The sequence below is a fragment of the Zobellella denitrificans genome, assembly GCF_002237365.1.
GTDB lineage: Bacteria > Pseudomonadota > Gammaproteobacteria > Enterobacterales > Aeromonadaceae > Oceanimonas > Oceanimonas denitrificans.
Window position 1 is genome coordinate 1 of record NZ_NMUO01000101.1, and the last position, 14,356, is coordinate 14,356.

At 65.8% G+C, this 14,356-nt stretch carries 22 protein-coding genes and 1 pseudogene; all 23 read right to left on the reverse strand.

Annotated features, from left to right (window positions below; all coding sequences use genetic code 11):
• Positions 1–452: pseudogene (locus CGX12_RS16545) on the reverse strand (hypothetical protein); the annotation flags it as partial.
• A 63-nt stretch (positions 453–515) separates the two neighbouring features.
• On the reverse strand, positions 516–1,580 hold the full coding sequence (locus tag CGX12_RS16550; protein ID WP_094040953.1) for a phage major tropism determinant: 1,065 nt from the start codon (positions 1,578–1,580) through the stop codon (positions 516–518).
• Positions 1,580–1,915 (reverse strand): hypothetical protein, encoded by a 336-nt coding sequence (locus tag CGX12_RS16555; protein WP_094040954.1) that lies wholly within the window; start codon positions 1,913–1,915, stop codon positions 1,580–1,582. Before CGX12_RS16555 ends, CGX12_RS16550 begins: the two co-directional genes overlap by 1 nt.
• Positions 1,915–3,003: a phage tail-collar fiber domain-containing protein gene (locus tag CGX12_RS16560; RefSeq protein ID WP_094040955.1), complete on the reverse strand. Its 1,089-nt coding sequence runs from the start codon at positions 3,001–3,003 to the stop codon at positions 1,915–1,917. The genes CGX12_RS16555 and CGX12_RS16560 overlap by 1 nt, the downstream gene beginning before the upstream one ends.
• A gap of 1 nt (position 3,004) precedes the next feature.
• Positions 3,005–3,652: a phage tail protein gene (locus CGX12_RS16565; RefSeq protein WP_176442100.1), complete on the reverse strand. Its 648-nt coding sequence runs from the start codon at positions 3,650–3,652 to the stop codon at positions 3,005–3,007.
• Positions 3,645–4,832 carry a baseplate J/gp47 family protein gene (locus tag CGX12_RS16570; RefSeq protein WP_094040956.1) on the reverse strand — a complete coding sequence of 396 codons (1,188 nt, stop codon included), beginning with the start codon at positions 4,830–4,832 and terminating at the stop codon, positions 3,645–3,647. The genes CGX12_RS16565 and CGX12_RS16570 overlap by 8 nt, the downstream gene beginning before the upstream one ends.
• The gene (locus CGX12_RS16575) at positions 4,829–5,152 is read right to left on the reverse strand and encodes a DUF2590 family protein (protein ID WP_094040957.1); all 324 of its coding nucleotides are present in this window, start codon (positions 5,150–5,152) and stop codon (positions 4,829–4,831) included. The genes CGX12_RS16570 and CGX12_RS16575 overlap by 4 nt, the downstream gene beginning before the upstream one ends.
• A complete protein-coding gene (locus CGX12_RS16580) occupies positions 5,142–7,043 on the reverse strand; it encodes a phage tail tape measure protein (protein WP_094040958.1) in 1,902 nt (633 codons plus the stop codon). The genes CGX12_RS16575 and CGX12_RS16580 overlap by 11 nt, the downstream gene beginning before the upstream one ends.
• Positions 7,040–7,207, reverse strand: coding sequence for a DUF6890 family protein (locus tag CGX12_RS20435; RefSeq protein WP_438273044.1), 168 nt, complete (start codon positions 7,205–7,207; stop codon positions 7,040–7,042). The genes CGX12_RS16580 and CGX12_RS20435 overlap by 4 nt, the downstream gene beginning before the upstream one ends.
• Positions 7,208–7,224: 17 nt before the next feature.
• Positions 7,225–7,488, reverse strand: coding sequence for a putative phage tail assembly chaperone (locus CGX12_RS16585; RefSeq protein WP_094040959.1), 264 nt, complete (start codon positions 7,486–7,488; stop codon positions 7,225–7,227).
• Positions 7,485–7,664 carry an Rz1-like lysis system protein LysC gene (gene lysC, locus CGX12_RS20440; RefSeq protein WP_094040960.1) on the reverse strand — a complete coding sequence of 60 codons (180 nt, stop codon included), beginning with the start codon at positions 7,662–7,664 and terminating at the stop codon, positions 7,485–7,487. Before lysC ends, CGX12_RS16585 begins: the two co-directional genes overlap by 4 nt.
• Positions 7,621–8,043 carry a DUF2570 domain-containing protein gene (locus CGX12_RS16595; RefSeq protein WP_094040961.1) on the reverse strand — a complete coding sequence of 141 codons (423 nt, stop codon included), beginning with the start codon at positions 8,041–8,043 and terminating at the stop codon, positions 7,621–7,623. Before CGX12_RS16595 ends, lysC begins: the two co-directional genes overlap by 44 nt.
• Positions 8,040–8,504 (reverse strand): glycoside hydrolase family 24 protein, encoded by a 465-nt coding sequence (locus CGX12_RS16600; protein ID WP_094040962.1) that lies wholly within the window; start codon positions 8,502–8,504, stop codon positions 8,040–8,042. The genes CGX12_RS16595 and CGX12_RS16600 overlap by 4 nt, the downstream gene beginning before the upstream one ends.
• Entirely contained in the window at positions 8,491–8,811 is a 321-nt protein-coding gene (locus CGX12_RS16605) for a phage holin, lambda family (RefSeq protein WP_094040963.1), read from the reverse strand. The genes CGX12_RS16600 and CGX12_RS16605 overlap by 14 nt, the downstream gene beginning before the upstream one ends.
• A gap of 22 nt (positions 8,812–8,833) precedes the next feature.
• Positions 8,834–9,040 carry a TraR/DksA family transcriptional regulator gene (locus tag CGX12_RS16610; RefSeq protein WP_094040964.1) on the reverse strand — a complete coding sequence of 69 codons (207 nt, stop codon included), beginning with the start codon at positions 9,038–9,040 and terminating at the stop codon, positions 8,834–8,836.
• 4 nt (positions 9,041–9,044) lie between these two features.
• Positions 9,045–9,500 (reverse strand): DUF2597 family protein, encoded by a 456-nt coding sequence (locus CGX12_RS16615; protein WP_094040965.1) that lies wholly within the window; start codon positions 9,498–9,500, stop codon positions 9,045–9,047.
• Positions 9,497–10,612 (reverse strand): DUF2586 domain-containing protein, encoded by a 1,116-nt coding sequence (locus tag CGX12_RS16620; protein ID WP_094040966.1) that lies wholly within the window; start codon positions 10,610–10,612, stop codon positions 9,497–9,499. Before CGX12_RS16620 ends, CGX12_RS16615 begins: the two co-directional genes overlap by 4 nt.
• Before the next feature lie 6 nt (positions 10,613–10,618).
• On the reverse strand, positions 10,619–11,287 hold the full coding sequence (locus CGX12_RS16625) for a phage virion morphogenesis protein (RefSeq protein ID WP_142995654.1): 669 nt from the start codon (positions 11,285–11,287) through the stop codon (positions 10,619–10,621).
• Positions 11,284–11,781: a phage tail protein gene (locus CGX12_RS16630; protein ID WP_094040968.1), complete on the reverse strand. Its 498-nt coding sequence runs from the start codon at positions 11,779–11,781 to the stop codon at positions 11,284–11,286. Before CGX12_RS16630 ends, CGX12_RS16625 begins: the two co-directional genes overlap by 4 nt.
• Positions 11,778–12,236 carry a head completion/stabilization protein gene (locus CGX12_RS16635; protein ID WP_094040969.1) on the reverse strand — a complete coding sequence of 153 codons (459 nt, stop codon included), beginning with the start codon at positions 12,234–12,236 and terminating at the stop codon, positions 11,778–11,780. The genes CGX12_RS16630 and CGX12_RS16635 overlap by 4 nt, the downstream gene beginning before the upstream one ends.
• A 106-nt stretch (positions 12,237–12,342) precedes the next feature.
• A complete protein-coding gene (gpM, locus tag CGX12_RS16640) occupies positions 12,343–13,056 on the reverse strand; it encodes a phage terminase small subunit (protein ID WP_094040970.1) in 714 nt (237 codons plus the stop codon).
• 10 nt (positions 13,057–13,066) lie between these two features.
• The gene (locus tag CGX12_RS16645; protein WP_094040971.1) at positions 13,067–14,110 is read right to left on the reverse strand and encodes a phage major capsid protein, P2 family; all 1,044 of its coding nucleotides are present in this window, start codon (positions 14,108–14,110) and stop codon (positions 13,067–13,069) included.
• A 9-nt stretch (positions 14,111–14,119) separates the two neighbouring features.
• Complete coding sequence (locus tag CGX12_RS16650; RefSeq protein WP_254918327.1) at positions 14,120–14,278, reverse strand: hypothetical protein; 159 nt, start codon at positions 14,276–14,278, stop codon at positions 14,120–14,122.
• Between the last annotated feature and the right edge of the window lie 78 nt (positions 14,279–14,356).

The following is a 14,356-nucleotide window of genomic DNA, read 5'->3' on the forward strand; positions in this document are numbered from 1 at the left end:
GGCAGGGGCAGCATGGCGGTGAGGGTGGCCAGGGCGGCGGCGAACTCGGCCAGGCTGGTGGCGGCGACCAGGATGCCGAGGGCGTACAGGGGGCCGGTGGGCCGCTGCCGATCGGCGGCATCCTGCAGTTTTTCGGCCAGTCTGGCGGCGGCGTTGTTGGGGGCGAGGTAGTGGCCGCTTTCTTCGCTGATGCCGACATCATGATCGTAGGGGGTAACTGTGAGCCGGTGGCCATGGGCGAGCAACTGGGCCCACTGGTCGCGCAGGGACAGCAGGGCAGAGGCCTGCTCGCTGAGCGGATGGCGGTTGAAGGCGACGCCGGCGGCGGCCTGGTTGAGCCGGGCCAGGGCGTCGTTGCCAGCGCCGGGAATGGCAGCCAGGGCCGGCGCCGCGGCGGTTTCGATACTGGCCGCACTCGGCGGCCAGGTTGGGGGGGTTGATGTCCAGGGCATGGTGGGCCTACTTGGTCAGCAGCAGCAGTCGCCGCTGTCGCGGCTCTTGATCATGGCTCAGGCTCACAAGGCGTCACTGACGCAGCGCAGGCCCACACCGCCAATCGCGTGCCACGGGTACGCATCCGAGCTGAGGCAGCGGGAGCCGCAACGGGCGCCGCCGTCCCAGCTGCCTCCGCCAACCCAGGCGCGCCACCCCGGGGTGCCGCTGGCTCCGGATGCGTAGCTGTATAGCTGGCCGCGCGGGATGGCGGCGTCCTTGCCCACGTTGACCGCCGATGCCAGCCAGTATCCGGTGGTGCTGTAGCCATAGTCGTAGTGGCTGTCTATCCACTCCCGCAGATTGCCCACGGTGTCGACCAGGTTGAGTTGACTGACGGATTTGGCCACGGTGCCGGTGGTGGTGGGGCCGGTGTTGGTGGTGCGGCTCCAGGCGGTGTCGTTGTTGCCGTCGGCGCCCTGGGGCGCGCCTTCGGCCAGCACCAGCCATTCCTCGACGGTCGGCAGGCGCTTGCCGGCGTTGCGGGCCAGCTGGTGAAAATCACTGCGGCTGTAGATGTCGTCACGAATGGGCATCTGGCCGTAGGCCGACACGGGGATGTTTTCCGGCCAGGTGCCCGGGCCCTCGCTGTTGAGATAAATGTCGGCCCAGAGGGCGCCGGGGATCACCTCGGCCATGCCGGTGGGGTCGGCCTTGGACCTGTGCTGCAGGTCCCAGCAACTGTTTGGCACTATGCCCACCACGGGCACATAGGCGTTGTCGTAGCGGTTGGCCACGCCCCGGATGCGGCCGATGTGGCAGCCGCCCACCTTGCGGCTGTTGCCGTCGTGGTAGCCGTCCGGGTAGGTGGCGTTGAGGCTCGCGAGCCAGCGGGCGATGCCGGACGGGTCGGCCACGGCGTAGATGTACCAGTTGTTGCCCAGTGTGAGGGCGCTGACGGTGCCGTCGTTGTTGATGGGGGCGAGCGGGTCCCAACTGGCGGCTGGCGGCAGCAGGTAGCCCTTGCCGTTGCCGCCGATGTTGATCTGCCCCTCGGGCAGGTCCAGGGTGTCGCCGACGCCGGCGCGGATTCGGCCCAGCAGGCTGGCAAAGCCGGCGGCGGCGGCGGGCTGGATGTAGATGGCCATTACATGGACTCCAGTTGCGCGATGATGGCGGTGACCTCGGCGACGGTGTAGCCGAGGCGGTGGATTTTGGCGCCGGGTTGCTCGGCGCGGCGATGCTGGGCGCGGACGAGGGTGCCGTCTTCACCCTCCGCCTCGCTGACCAGGTAGTCCGGCGCGGCGCCGTCCGGGTGTTCGTTCTCGGTCAGCAGGCGGTCGAACTGGTAGGCCCAGCGGGATTCGAGCAGGCCAACGAAGTGCGGCAGCGCGTCGGCTGGCCGACAGGCGGCGCTGGCGGCCATGGCCAGGGCGCGCTCGTAGTCGGCGCGGGTTTGCAGTATGCGGGGCAGGCCGTGCATTAGATTTCCTCCAGGGCCATGGAGCCGTTGATGATGATGATGCGGTAGCTGGTTTCGCCCTCGCTGAGCTGGGCGCGGCTGGCCATCAGGTACTGGGTGTGGGGATTCGCGGCTTGCACATGCTGCTGCATCAGGGCCGTGTCCTTTTCGGCCGCGCCGGCCGGGGTTTCGGCGCCGATAAGGGCCGGGGTGATGTCGTGCGGGTTTTCGGCTTCCAGGTGTTCGCGCAGGGCCTGCTGCCAGCCGCCTTCGGTGCGCTGGTCGGTGACGGCGCCGTCGGCGTTTACCAGGGCCAGCTCGGCCACATAGTGGGAGTAGCCGTCATCGTCCTGGTAGTCGGCCAGGGGAGTGTCACTCACGCGCAGGGCAACGTTATTGATGTGCCGGGACAGCACCGAGCCGGTGCGGTGCACGTCGGCATAGACGCGGACGGGCAGGGTGGCAATGGTCAGCACCTGGTGCTGCTCCAGCTCGGCACGGAGACCGCCGATATAGGCGCGGCCACTGGTCACCTGATAGTCGTTGCCGGTGAGCTTGACCAGGCGAAAGCCGGTACCCAGAAACGCCGCCGGGCCGAAGGTTTCCAGCGCCTGCAGGCGGATGTCGTCATCCAGGCCGCCCAGGCGGGCGGAGAAGTCGATCTGCCAGGTGCCGGCCTCCACCGTGGTGTGGGTGGCCTGGGCGGCGCCGTCGTACTCCATCAACATGCTCTTGACCAGGCTGTTGCCGGTTTGCACGCCGGGCTGGGTGGCGAGCTTGGACTCGGTTTCCTTGTGCACCACCATGGCCACGGTTTCGGAGGCCGCATGCACCAGGAACAGGGCGTTGAACTCGAAATCGCCCACGCTGGTGTCCATGACGATGGAGTAGGCCACGGCGTTGCCGTTGACCCGGCCACGTTGATCCACCGGCTGGCGGTGTACTATCTGGCCGGCGGGCGGCAGTACCGTTCCCCGGTCGATGGGCTGGGTATGGTCCAGCCCGGGGATCAGGGCCAGCACTATTTCATCCAGCACCACGGGCTGCTCGGCCTGCAGGCTGCTGGCCAGGTAGTCTTCAAAGGCGTAGGTGATCACGCTCTGGCTCATGTCAGGGTTTCCTTAAACTGGCTACAAATACTTGGGAGCTGCCGGACACGCTGCGCCGGCGCACCGGCTGGGTGACCGACAGCCGGCGGCTGGCACAAAACAACTGGTAGCTGCCACCGAAGTGGCCGCACAACACATGGGTCGTTTCCTGGTAAATGACCTCGAAACGGTAGCGGCGGCAGGTGCGGCCGTAATGCTCGATCAGCACCTGCATCAGGTCCTGCTTGCGCGCGATGGCGGAGTCGGTGACCCGGATGTTGATCACGTCCCAATCCACCCCGGGCATGCGCTCGGCAATTTCCACCCAACCGATGCCCAAACGCTCGAAGATGCGCTTGAAGCCGGCGGTTTCGCCGGCGTCGCGGGCGTTGGCAAAGGCGTACTTCACCCGCTTGCGATACAGCTCCAGCGGCTCGCCCCGAAAGCGGCGGATGTCCCGTTCCCAGGCCAGCAGGTTGAGCATGGGCTCGGTGCAGGTGAGGGCGTCGAGCTGTTGCAGGGGCCACAGCAGCCGCGCCCGGATCAGCTGCCAAAAATGGTGTACGCCTGCCGCCAGAAACCAGGGCTCCTTTTTCGGGGCACGGGGCGGCTCGCCGTTCATCCAGAACGGCAGTGCCGGCTCGGGCAGGTGCGGATCCCGGTTATTCATGGATGGCCACCGTTACCGTATCGAGGCGGGGAATGCTCAGGCCGCTGATGATGTCCTGATAGTGGATTTCCAGGCTTTCCACCGACTCGCCCAGGATCTGGTGCAGTTGGGTGGTCAGCAGCGAGATGCTGAAGCGACCGTTGGGCCAGGTGCGTGTCACCTGCGGGTAGGCGGCGGTTTCGCGGAAGGCGGCGCGTACCACGGCGTCGGCCTGTTGTTGCAGGCCGGCCAACTCCGCCTCGGTGAGGTTGGGTGCCGGGTACAGGGTCAGGCTCAGTTCGTGCCGGGTTTCCGGCATGGCGGCCACCTGCAGATCGTCGCCGTGGCCGTGGTTGCCCTGGGCCATGACATGGTGGTTGAGCTGGGCAATCAGGCTGGCCGAGGTCTCTCCCACTTCCATCAGGATAAAGGCGTTGGCGGTGCCGGGCCCGCGTGGCGCGTCGTGCTCGAAGAAGATGTGGTCGGCACGGATGCCGGCCACCGAGGCCAACAGGGAGCGATAGACGGCGTCGATGTGGTAGCGTCCGACCACGGAAAACTGGTTTTGGATGCGCAGCCCCAGGGCGTCGTCGTCTTCCTGTTCGGCGCCGGGTTGGGTGATCCAGTCCACCGGGTTGTTGACCGAGACGATGCCCGGCACCGCCTTGGGCAGGATGCAGTAATAGCCGGCGGGCAGGTTCCAGGCGCTGCCCGGGGCGCTGGCCTCGCAGACAATCAGCCCTTCGGGCTGGCCGGCGGGAAGGGTGACGGCCTGCACCGTGGCCAGGCTGTAGATCACCCCGTTGATGCGCTCGGTACTGACCAGGGTGCCGGCCGGCACCGTCACCGCATCCGCCGGCGACTGTTTGACAAAGCGCACCTGGCCCCGGGTGCTGGTGGCCGGCTTGCGGGTCAGGTCCACGTCCCAGGCCTTGAGATCCTGATAGTAGCCCCGGGCGGTGGCGGCGAAGCTGTTGGGCAGCACATGGCCGACGATAAGCCCCCGCAGCAGCCACAGGGCGGGTTTGATGACCAGGGCTTTCTGCAGCCGCCAAAACGGGCTCATGCGGTTGTCGTTGGTGATGAGCGAACCGGCGGCCTCCACCTCCCGGGCCAGTTCAATGGCCAGCGCCTCGTCGGTGGTGGGGATGCCGGCGGCATCCACCAGCCGCTGAAAGTCTACCTGGGGGCGGGCGCTCATAGCTGCACCTCCAGGTGGCCGAATTCGTAGGTGGTGGCGGTCACCAGATACCGGTCGGCGGCCTCTTCGCGCACGTCGGCGGTGCCGGGCACGATGCGCTCGTCCTGCTCTACCAGGATGCGGATCCGGGTGCGCACGTCGGCGCGCAGGGTGGGGCTACGCTCGCCGATAAGGGCGAGAGCCAGCCCGGCTTCGAGAATAGCGTGCTTGATGTCCTGGCCGATGCTGTGGCGGTTACTGGTGTAATGGGGCTGGGCGCCGGCGTCCAGCCGGATGCCGTAGTCGTCTACCCGCAGGTCGATGTATTTATCAGTAGGCACTTTGCAGTTCCTCCCATTCTGCCAGGTCGTCGGGGTTCATGCCGCCATCCGACTTGATGTGCACATCGCCGAAATGCACGGTTTTGCCGCCGCTGCTGGCCGCGGCCCGTGCCACTTGCGGCATGATGGGCTGGGCGGTGTCGGCGGCAGCCAGGGACTCGGGGCGGCGGACGTCGGCCAGGGCGGCGTTGATGGTCTCGCTGGCGGTGCGTTCGCTGCTGGTCTTGATGTTGACGCCGGGGATCAGGTTGATTTTTTCTATCAGCCAGTCGAAGGCGCGACCCAGCAGGTCCAGGGGGCTGAGGTTGCCCAGCACATCCAGAAAAGTCCGCCAGCCGGCGGCAATGGCCTCGAAAGCGCCCACCAACACCTGCACGAAGGGGATCTCCATCAGGGTCGCCTTGACCGCGTCCCAGTTACGGGCCAACCAGACGGCGCCCAGGGCCAGGGCAACCAGGGCAGCCGCAATCAGGAAGAAGGGGCTGAACACAAAGCTCATCACGGCGCCCAAGGCGGTGAAGGCGGCGCTCAGCAGCCAGGTGCCGGCCACCAGCGTCATCTTGATGGCTGCCCAGGCCAGCATGGCGGTGCGGGTCAGGATAAAGCCAATACGCAGCATCTTGAGCACCCATACGATGCCGAGCAGCCCGCCCTTGAAGAACACCATCATGCCGCTGCTGATCCCCATGATCAGGGTCCAGCTGGCCGCCAGGGCGGTCAGGCCGGCCAGGCCCACGGCGACCCAGGTGACCACCTCGGTCAGGTGCGGGAACATGTAGGTCCACTCGGTCAGCACCGCCATCTGGTCGACGATGACGCTCACCAGATCGTTAATGGTGCCCAGCACGCTCTGGCCAGCGCCCCGGCGCAGGGCCTCCCAGGCGGCACCCAGGCGCTCCCACTGGTCGGTCATGGCGCCGGCCATCTCGGTGGCCTTGTCCATGCCGGTTTGCTGGCCCACGCCGTTAATGCTGGCCCCCAGGCCGTCGATATCGGTCATCAGCAGCTTGATCAGCGAGACCGCCTCGTTGGATCCGAAGGCCTTTTTCAGGGCGTCGGACTCGGCCACCGTCATGGTGTCGCCGAACTTGTCCTTCAGCTTTTGCAGGATGGTGACCATGTCCAGCATGCGGCCGTTACTGTCGGTCATCTGTATGCCCAGATCGCCCTGGGCCTTGGCGATGCCGTTGATAAAGGCGTTGTACTTGGTGGCCGCCTCGGATCCGGACATGGTGGATTGCAGGGTGCCGAGGATGGCGATCTGCTCGGCCATGCTAGCCCCCTGGGAGGTGGCGTTGGCCCCCAGCCGGCCGAAGGCGCTGGCCATCTCGGCGCCGGTGGTCTTGAACATTTCCACCGCCTGGGCGGTCTGGCCCGCCACCATGGCGGCGAAGTTGTCGCGGCCCATGGCGTCGGCCTGCTGCTTAAAGGAGCCGTACATGGTGCCCATGTAGCTGGTGATGGTGGCGGTGTCGGCCTTGGTGGCGGCGGCCAGCACGGCGGAGGCCTTGGTAATGCCGGCCAGCTCCTTGCCCGAGAGATCGCCCATGGCGGACTTGATGTCGTAGGCGGCGCCCACAAAGCCGGTGGCCGACTTGCCGAACTCGATGGCGAAGTCGGTGGCGGTGCGGTTGAGCTGGTCCAGATCTTCCTGCAGTACACCCAGGGACTTCACCTCGCCCAGCACCCGGTCCATCTCGATGGCGGGCATCAGCGCCTGGTGCAGGGCCACGCCGGACGCCAGCAGGCCGGCCGCGCCGCCGGCGATGTTCTGCCAGCTTTGCCTGCCGATCTGTCCGGTGCGTTCGATCTGCTGGTTAATGCCCTGAATGGGTTTGGTGACCTGGTCGACCAGGCCCACGGTGAGCATTAACTGTTCCAGGTGTTTCATCCGTTAAATGCCTTGCTGATGCCTGCGTTGATGGCGTCCGCCATGTGTTCCCAGTGCTTGCGGTCCAGCCAGATGGCCCGGGCCAGCGCCTCGTCGTCGTCGGGTTCATGGGGCAGGTAGTGGCGGCGCAGTGCCAGTACCTGCTCCAGCTGGTTGGCCTCGATGGCCTCGACCCGACGGGCTAGTTTTTTACCGAGATCTCAAGCTCGGGCTCGAAGGCTTCGTTTACCTTGGCAACCAGCTTGAGGCCGGCGCCGGGTTGGGCCAGCAGCTTGCCCAGGGCCTCTTTGCTCTCGGCGGCCACGATGCGGTTGAGGTAGGTGTGGGCCGGGGCGACCTTGTCGTCCATGCTCAGCTCGTTGATGTACTTGTTGTACGCCTGGGTGGTGGGCTCGAAGGTCAGATCGGTGCCGTTGACGACCAGGGTGATGGTTTGCTTGCTCATTGCTCGATTCCTTCTTGGATGTGGAGCCATTGCTCCAGGGTGTTGATCTGTATCCGGCAGCGGCGTAAGGCGCCCTGCAGTTCGGGAATAAAGGCCACCGCCTCGCCGTAGGTGGTACCGGTAAAGGCCGGCTCAGGGCACTCCGGCAGCAGGCCCGGCGGTGGCAGTATCGGCACCGGCTTGATGACGACCTGTGGCGGCGGCGCCGAGCAGGCCGACAACAGCAGCAGGCAAAGGCTCGCGGCTGCAATCCGGACGGCCCGGCAGCGGGGTGAAAATGTGCTGTTGCACGGCATGGCGGTAACTCCTGGTGTCGGTGTCGGCTTGCTGCAGCCGCTCCTGTTGTTCTTGCAGCAGGCGGCGGGCCTCCTGCTGTGCTTGCTGCAGCCGGGCCAGGGTCTGCTGCTGCTCCTGAGTGACGCCGGCCAGCAGCTCGGCCCGGGCTTCTGATCTGCCCAGCTTTCCGGCCAACCGATCCAGCATGGCCTGCTGCGACCACACCATAAACAGCAGCAAGGCCAGCATGATCAGCAGTAACATCGCCAGCTTGCTCATGCCGGCACCCCGCCGAACTCGACGAACTTGGCCACCAGCTCTGGCATGGTCTTCATTGGCTGGCCCGGGTAGTTGGCTCCGGGCAGGCTGGCCCAGATGTTGCGGCATTTGGTGATGGCCTGCTCGATGCGCCCGGCTTCCACGTCCTCCAGGGCCCGGCGTTCGCGGATCAGCTGGATGGCCCAACGGTCCTGGGATGCGGGCCCGAAATCGGGCAGGGCCAGCAACTGGCGGTAGTGCTGCCAGTGGCGCGACAGGTGCTGATAGCGACCGGCGGCGGTACTCACCAGCCCCGGTCTAACCTGCACCCGCTGGTTGGGGTGAGTGGCGTAGCTGGTGAAGAAGCCGGCCGGGTTAACCAGCTTGTCGTAACCGTCGTCGCCCAGGCCCTTGGTGCCCTCGGCATGGGCCAGCACATCGAGAAAGGCCGCCAGGTTGAGGCTGCAGTTAATACGGGCCATTGAACTTTCCTCCCATCATGCGTGCCGCGATGTCGCGGATTTTCTCCACCCCGAACAGGCCGACCATGCCGCCGATAAAGCCTGCCGCTTCGCTGGGGATGCCGAACCAGCCGAAACCGCTGATAAAGGCCAGGGTGATGGCTCCCACCAGCGAGGCTTCCAGCCAGCGCCGCCGGCCGGTACCGCCGTGGTAGGTCACCCGCAGCCAGGCAGTGAGCACGGCCAGGGTAAAGCCGTAAAGGGTGGGCCAGTTGTCGGCCAACCAGGCCAGCAGGATGGCCCACAGGGTCGGGTCTTTATGGGGCATAGCGTTCATATCCGTAGCTCGTTTACCGTTGCCGTTTTTCCAGTAATTCCTGGCAGTCCACACAGAGCGCCACGCCCGGCAGGGCCACGCGGCGGGCCTCGGGGATGGACTCGCCGCATTCCAGGCAGTCGGCGCGGCTGTCGCCGGCGGGCCGGCGGCCGGTTTGGGCCGCCAGCTGCTTGGCCAGCAGCCAGTCGGACAGGTCATTGGCGCGGTCTATCACATCCATGGCGTTACCCGATCAGGTGACGTGTGTCGTCGCGTGACAGATAGGGCACCCCGTTGATGCGCACAAAGTCCGGGCTGGTGACAAAGCCCTTGAGCTTGTGGATCTTCTTGGAGCCGCCCTTGCCGTCGATATCGAGCAGGTCGGAGATCTGCAGCTTCACGCCCATGGCCTCCACCTTCATCTCTTCGTCGCCGGTGTTGGCGTAAAACAGCACGTCGTGGGGCGGAATGCCGCGCCAACTGCCGTTGCGGCGGGCGGCCTGACCCAGCCGGTTAAAGTTTTTTGTGTCCAGCTCGTACTCCACGTCGGCGGTGACGTCGCCGTCGACATGGCCGTCGGGGATGCCACGGGTCTGGGCCACGGCGGAGTTGTCGGTGATGGAGAGCGTGGCTTTCTCGACGTGGATCAGGTACCCCATGATCTCCACGTCAAAACTCATGCCTGATAAGCGGCGCGTCATTGGCTATCTCCCGGGTTGCTCAGGTCCAGCATCAGGTTGATGGCGATCTTCTTGGGGCAGTCGTAGGGCTGCGCCAGGGCGTAGATGGCCACCTCGTACTTGCTGAGCCATTCGATGGTGATGTCTTCGTCTTCCGGGGGCATGATTTCCCCGGGGAAGGTTTGGCCGGCGATGGTGACCGACTTGCTCATGGCCCGCAGATCCTGCATGAAGTAGAGCTTGGCGGCAGCCATGGAGGCCGGGGTGCTGTTGAGCTGGCGATCACCCAGGCGGGCGATGCCGCGAATACGCATCTTGCGGGCGCATTTGTCGATGACCCGGCGGTTTTCCACGCTCTGGAAGTCGCCGCCCTCCACGTCCAGCATGTTGCCGTCTGCCCAGTAGACGCCGTCGTAATCCGGGTACCAGGCGGGCACCGAGTAGCGGTTGGCTTCCAGGGTTTGCAGGGTGGCCAGGGTTAGCTCGGTGTCGGCGCTGTCTTTGGGGGCCGGGCCCAGGGCGAGCACGGGGCCGGTTTTGACCCTCATGGGGGTGTCGGCCACGGTCACCGCCCGGTTGCACAGGCGGCCAGCCAGCACGCCAACGTTGTTGCCGTGCAGCTGGGGCACCAGCATGACGCCGTCGGCGGCGATGCCGTTTTGCAGCGCGGCCATGGTGGCCTCGTAGGTGGGCCAGTCCTGGGTGGCGGAGTCGATGCCGGGCACCGCCAGCATCATGAACTGCCAGCGGCCCCAGGTGGCGATCAACTGGTGGTAGAGCGCCTGGGCGGCGTTGATTTGCTCGGCGGTGGAAACCGGCTCGACCAGCGCCACGGCCTCGAAGGAGGCGGTTTGCTGAACATCGAGCACGGCTTCGGTCCAGTCGGCGTCGTTGGGCAGCACATAGGCGTGAGCGGTCCAGTTCTGGCCGGCGTTGAGCATGGCGGCCCGGACGTTGGTTTTCAGGGTGCTGCTCTGGGTGCCCAGCAGATCGTCAAGGTCGGACTGGGTGTTGAGCGAGAGCAGTTTGCCGGTGTTTTTGCCGGCCTTGCCCACGAACAGGAAGTGCCGCTCCACCTCGTTGGTGGGGCCCTGCATCTGGTTGAGGTTGTTTACCTGTATTGTTGGCCACATGGCGTGTTATCCCCGCTTGCGTTGTTCTTGCTCGATAAATCGGATGATGGAGTCCAGCTCGTACTGCATGTATTCCTGCGGTTCACCCAGGAATCGGCGTTGCGGGGTAGGGATATCCCACTTCTTTTTGCCGCCGGTCGAGATGTACCCCATGGTTTTCAAAATGATGCCCGCCTGCCCCAGGGTGAGGTTTTCCTGTATCCAGCGACGGCTGGCTTTTATCCACTTCTTCTTTTTTCCGCGCCGCTGAAAGCCGATGTCCACCAGGGCCTTGGCCTGCTTGGCCGTTGCCGGCGCGCTGTAATCCGGTGTCCCTCTTATGCGTTTTACCTGGGATGCCGTCATTTCTTCCGAAAGGCCAAGCTCGTGCCTTAAGGCGATGTGGCCAGTCATCTGGTTTTTCCAACCGAGAGTGACATGCGTTGAACTTTGCTCTTTTATCGACAACAGGCGCGGGAGCTTCCTTATCATCTTTTTTCTGCCGCGATCCTTCCTCGGGGCCCAACTTCTGCCGTCAGGGGAGCGCTGGCTTCTTGCGTTCTTTCTTGCTCGGTCAATGCCGTGTCGACCAATCTTTTCGAGGACCCGCCGCCTCTTGGGAGCCGGCAATCCCAATGCGTTCATCTGGGCGGCCAGGGCCAGCCGCGAGTTGTCATTGATATCAATCCGGATCACTGGTCACCCCCGACGCTGCTTTCACCGGCGCCGCTTACCTGGATGCGGGCCTGCTCGGCCACCCACACTTCATAGGGCGCCACCCGGTAGCGGACGCCGCCGTAGACCACCGGGCCCTGGTCGTCGGGCTCCAGGTTCAGCGGCTCGGAAAACTGCACGCTGATGGTCAGGTCTGCGGTGTTGTCGTCGATGGGCTCCACGTCGTAATCCGGATCGGGCAGCTCGAAACGCTCCCGTTCCTGGTCATGGTCCTGCAGCCAGGCGGCCACGGTGGCCAGTACCACCGCCGGATCCAGCTCCTTGAACGGCAGTTCTTCGATCAGGAAGACGGCGCGGTAGTCGAGCCGGGCCAGCCGCATGCCCCGGCCGCCGTCCTCGGGGGCCAGGTGCAGGGTGCCATCCTGCATCCAGGCATCGAAGTCCTTGCGGCACTTGGGCGGCAGCAGCTCGCGCAGCGTCTGGCTCAGGGCCTGCAGGTAGTAGCCCTGGCTCACAGCAGTTCAATCCCGCAGCGGTGGGCGCCCTTGATGGCCCGGATATGCTGCTGGCTTTCGGCCAACAGGGCGGCGCGCACGTCACCGCCCTGGGTGGCCTGGTTGTTGCCCACCTCGCGCTGGCTGAGGCTGCCGGCCTCGGTCACTAGGTCGGCCTTGGCGCGGGCGAACACCGCCTGGCGATAGAGCACGGTGAGCTGGTTCTGGCCGTTCACCTGGGGGCCCGGCACCTCGGCGGCGCTCCAATGGCCCTCGGCGTTCAGCCGGGCCTTGGTAAAGGCCAGCTCGATGTTGACCTGGGCCACGGCCGAGAGCACGGCACCGGCCACGGTGGCGGGCTGCAGGTCGGCCGGCATGGCCCGGTCGCGCTCGAAGTCGCCCACCTCGATATCCGGCCAGAAGCCGTCATTGCTGACGGTGGCTTGCTGGTACTCGGTTGTGGTGCCGTTGAACATGGCTTGCCCTCTGGTTGAATAGGTGCCCCCCTGGCCACGGTGGTGGGCAGCGGCTCATGACATTGCCTGGCCGGGCCCATACCGCCGGGGGGCGGCGGCGTTGGAGCTAGTCTTGCTCGAGCGCCCGCAGGCGCATGGCAATCCGGCTCCGGTGGGTTTTTACCTGGGCACCCACCGGATCCCATTCGTGGGCCTTCGCCAGCAGGGCGTCGGCCTGTTCCAGTACGCCCGGGTCATTCACCGCGCTGGCCCGGGGCTCGCCGGTGGCGTCGCGCAGCAACAGCAGCCCGGCGAACTTGAAATACTTGGCGGTGAGCTTTTCATTGAGCCGCCAGTCCTTGACCACATGGGCGAATACCCGGCCGAAGTAGGGCTCTACCGCCTGGCCTTCGGCCGCCTGCTGCTCGGCCCACTCCAGCACGGTGTCCGCCACAAAGTGGGGAAAGTCGCGCTTGAGCCGGGGCGGGGTGTGCTGGCCCTGGGCTATCGCCCGTTCGGCCCAGTCCAGGGCCTGCTCGAACTCGCCCAGGTCGAACAGCCAGACGATGAGGGTGGCGAACAGTGGGTTCTGGTGGCTCTTGTCCCCGGCCAGGTACTGCTCCACATAGGGGCGGTACTTGGGCAGCAGCTCGCGCTTGAGCGCCACCTTGTCGCCGATGCGGTCCAGCGCCTTCAGCCGCTGCTGGTCCTGCTCCAGGGCAAGCAGTTGCAGGTGCAGGCTGTGGGCCAGCTCGCCCTCGGCTTGCCCGGTGCGGGCGGCCTGGGTGGCCGCCTGCAGGGCGCGGTGCCGATCACGATGCCGCTGGGCCGGGGTGCTCATGGCTTATCCCTTACGGCGCCGGCGTCGGGGCGATTTCGATCCCGGACTCGTCGAAGGAGGCATAGGCGCGGTACTCGCCCACGGCGTAGCCTTCCATCCGCCAGTACTGGCTCTCGAAGCCCTTGCGGTCCTGGTTGTGGGCCGCGCTGCGCTGGCGGGTACCGCGCTGGGTGTAAAGGTGCAGGTTGGCCGGAATGGTCACCACCATGCGCTTGCCCGGGAAGAAGGGCGGGGTGATGGCACGGCGGCCGGCAACACTGGTGGCCAGCTGCTGGGCCAGGATCTGCTCGCTGGGCTTGTCGGCTTCCTGATAAAGCCGGCCCTGGGCGGCGGCCACCAGATCGGCCCCCACCAGCACGGTCAGGCGCGGGTCGTTGCGAAACGCCGGGTCGATGGTGCTGTTGATAAGATCCGAGGCCATGGCGTCCAGGGTCTTGTAATCGCCGTTACCGTCGGGGTCGAAATACACCTTGCTCTGGGCCGAGCCCACGATCTGCGAGCCGTCGTTCCACTCGCGCACCAGCTGCTGCCAGCCCTTGTTCACGTCCTGGCCGAGGGGGTTGGCCGCCGGGTCGGTATCGGCGGCGGCCGAGGTGCCGTTAAAGCCCACCCGGATCATGTCCAGCGCGAAGGTGCGGTTGATGAACTCGTTCACCAGGCGCATAAATTCGCCTTCGCTGCCGGCATTGGCCCAGCCGGCGAGGGTAGACCAGGGCAGCACGGCGCCGGAGTCGGTTTCCACCAGCTCATAGCCGTGGCCGCCCACGCCCACGTTTTTCAGGAAGCGGCCATTGGCTTTACGGCCGGTGTGGATACTGCCGATGCCCACGTCGACCACCTGGCCCTTGATCTGGTCCACGTCGACCAGGGTGATCATGCGCAGGAAGTCGGCCGACTCCAGCAGGGCGGCGCGCAGCCGGGTTTCCATCGGCGGGGTGACGCTGAACTTCTCGCCGCGCTGCAGCGCGCCCAGGTCGATGCCGTAGCCCTGGGCCAATTGGCTGAAGTATTTATTCAGCATGGCGCCGGCGGCGGGGGTGAGGATCATGCTCATGTCGGCTCCTTACACCAGGTGATAGACGTCGCCGCCGGCGGGGGCGGGATTGGGGTTCTGGCCGGGCACTTCCTTCAGCAGTGCGGAGAAATGGGTTTCCAGCGCGCCCTGCTTGTCGGCCACGCCCTTGACCGCGGTCAGCAGCTCGCTGAACTGCTCGGCGGTCACGCCGGCGGGGGCCGGGGGGGGTATGTGTCTCTTAAACCAATCCCCGGACCACGGGGACGCCGTCACATCTGATTGCCT